Origin of the sequence: Microcystis sp. LEGE 08355 (assembly GCF_015207185.1) — a bacterium.
Taxonomy (GTDB): domain Bacteria; phylum Cyanobacteriota; class Cyanobacteriia; order Cyanobacteriales; family Microcystaceae; genus Microcystis; species Microcystis panniformis.
The window spans coordinates 1-2,830 of record NZ_JADEXI010000595.1 but is presented as its reverse complement, the minus strand read 5'-3'; the positions used below and the strand labels follow the sequence as shown (position 1 = coordinate 2,830).

Below are 2,830 nucleotides of genomic sequence, written 5' to 3'. Positions count from 1 at the left end.
GCCTAAATTTCCCCCCTGATCACTCCAAGGGCTGGCAGTTTTTGATTTCAAACAAGCTTAAAGATATGACCCAACAAGGTTTTTAGATTTATTCAGCCAGCCCTAATTAAGTTAGCGAAAAGAAACCCCGATTGTATGTGATCTAAGTCACATTTAAACCTAAATCCATCTTCTAGATAATTCGGAATTTACTCCTAAGTATTTTTATTGTCTATGGCCTGTCATTTATCCCTCAATCAACTAGCTCAATTATTGTCCTTACAAGATAATGGTGACATAAGTTTTAGTCCCGATAGTTTAGTATCTGGAATTAATACCGATAGTCGTAGTATTAAGTCTGGACAAGCTTTTTTAGCCTTAAAAGGTGATAATTTTAATGGTCATGATTTTATCGATATGGCTATCGAAAAGGGAGCGGCGACCTTGATTGTCGATCAGCCAGTGTCGGTAAATTCCTCTAGTAATATTCCTGTATTCCTGGTGCAGAATACCCTAGAAACCTATCAGCAATTAGCCCATTGGTGGCGGAATCAATTTACTATACCCGTGATTGCTATTACAGGATCGGTGGGGAAAACCACGACTAAAGAATTAATCGCTTCGGTATTAGCAACCCGGGGAAAGGTACATAAAACCCTAGCTAATTATAACAATGAGATCGGAGTGCCGAAAACTCTCCTCGAACTGGATGAAACTCACGATAGTGCCGTAATCGAGATGGGAATGCGGGGACGGGGAGAAATTGCCCTGCTCGCTCAAATCGCCCAACCGACCATCGCAGTGATTACTAATGTGGGAACCGCTCACATCGGTCGTTTAGGGTCGGAAGCAGCGATCACAGAGGCCAAATGCGAGTTATTGGCCGAGTCTCCTTCTAGTAGTATAGCGGTTCTTAACCACGATCACCCTTTACTTACGGAAACAGCTAAACGGGTATGGCAGGGGGAAACAATTACCTATGGCTTCTCTGGCGGCGATATAGTCGGAGAATTACTGGATTTAACTACTTTACGAGTCAATGGACTAGATTTTAACTTACCTTTATCCGGTCGTCATCATGCTTTAAATTTTATGGCGGCCTTGGCTGTAGCGAAAATTTTAGGCATCGATTGGACTTCTTTGCAACAGGGAATTAAGGTTAATTTACCCAGTGGTCGGGCCAAACGTTACCAATTAGCAACCGATATCCTACTCCTCGATGAAACCTATAACGCCGGTCTAGAATCAATGTTAGCGGCCTTGGATTTGCTGAAAGCTACCCCCGGTCAGCGTCATATTGCTGTTTTAGGCACGATGAAGGAGTTAGGGTCTTTTTCGGAGCAATTACATCGCCAAGTCGGTGAGAGGGTGCAAAAACTAGGCATAGATCGCTTGTTTGTCTTGGTGGATGACCCAGAAGCTAAGTTTATTGCTGAGGCCGCTACTGGAGTCAATTGCGAATGTTTTCAAACTCACGCAGATTTAATTAATCGTTTAAAGGAAGTGATCGATTCAGGCGATCGCATTTTATGCAAGGCTTCCCATTCCGTCGGTTTAAATCGCGTGGTGGAGGAGTTAATCAGTGATAAGCTGTTCGTAATTTAAATTGCTTGTTGAGACGAGGCAAGGGGCAACACCCCCCCTTGCCCCCCCGACGTCGGGGGGGTGGGCTAATCTAAGAATAAGCGGTTTAAATACGTCTTAGCTGATTAGGAGTTAGGGAATAGATGTTAGAGAAGAGAGCATTTTTTAGCAATAATAGCCGATTAAAAACTGTTTTTTCGGTGATTTTAGCTATAGTTTTCTTTTTTTCGGCCGCTCAAGTCTCTTTTGCTCAACAATCGAGACGACTGGAGACTTATCTCCCAGATCTCAGTGGTTTAGCTTGGGTGGAAGCAGATATTTTTCTAGGGGTTCACGATGCCAAAAATAAGGGCAAAAATAGTGATCCATCTCAACCAAGGCTGAGTCTTTTACGGCTGCCTACGCAGGAAAAACCCCTATTATGGCAGGTTTTAAGGGTAGATTGGCCAAATCCAGAGGGATTGAGTAACGATCTCGAAAGTATTACTCATATCCCAGAAACTAACTTATTTTTGTTGGCTGAAAGTGGCGAGAAAAAACCTTTTCAAAGACTATTTTTATTAGCATATAGCCAGCAAAAAGTCAAGCTAGTTGAGCAAATAAATTGGCCGATTGCGGTGGAAAATGTAGAGGCGATCGCTGTTAGTCGGCAAGGCGATCGTTATCTATTTATCTACGCAGAACGGGCCGATAGTCAAGAGAGTACAAAGATTCGCTGGACGGATATCTCGTTCAATCCCTTAAAATTAGGGGAATTTCAGTCGGTAACTTTTCGGAGTCCTTTTGGTAGTGGTAAAAATATTCGCCTCATCTCCGATTTAGCCGTAGATAAGCAAGGTAATATCTACATAGCTTCCGCTTACGATCCAGATAGTGCGGGGGTGTTTAGAAGTGCAGTTTACCGTATAGGTCAAGTTACAGCCGATAATAACCTAATTCTTGCCCCTAATCCCCAAAAAATTGCAGAAATCGACGGCTCCAAAGTGGAAGCGGTGACTACCAGAGAATCCCCTAGAGGTAAAATAGAAGTCTTTATCGGTACAGATGACGAGAATTATGGCGGTTTTTTGCGACCTTTGCTCTTAGATAATTACTCGCAGCTAGAAATCCGCTAGACCGCAGCATACTTTGTGCTTTTTGTCAAAAAAACTTTTTTTTGCAATAAAACTACACAAAAAAAAGATCATCGTTGTGGGTGAAATTGACTCATTTACCTGTCTTAATTAGGGTATGCTGAATAAATCTAAAAACCTTGTTGGGTAAGACT

At 42.4% G+C, this 2,830-nt stretch carries 2 protein-coding genes; both read left to right on the top strand.

What is annotated here, in order from left to right:
• Positions 1 to 213 precede the first annotated feature (213 nt).
• A complete protein-coding gene (gene murF / locus IQ242_RS21630; protein ID WP_193961362.1) occupies positions 214 to 1,584 on the top strand; it encodes a UDP-N-acetylmuramoyl-tripeptide--D-alanyl-D-alanine ligase in 1,371 nt (456 codons plus the stop codon).
• Between the two features lie 122 nt (positions 1,585 to 1,706).
• Positions 1,707 to 2,678, top strand: a complete 972-nt coding sequence (locus IQ242_RS21625; protein ID WP_193961361.1) for a hypothetical protein — start codon at positions 1,707 to 1,709, stop codon at positions 2,676 to 2,678.
• Positions 2,679 to 2,830: the final 152 nt, after the last annotated feature.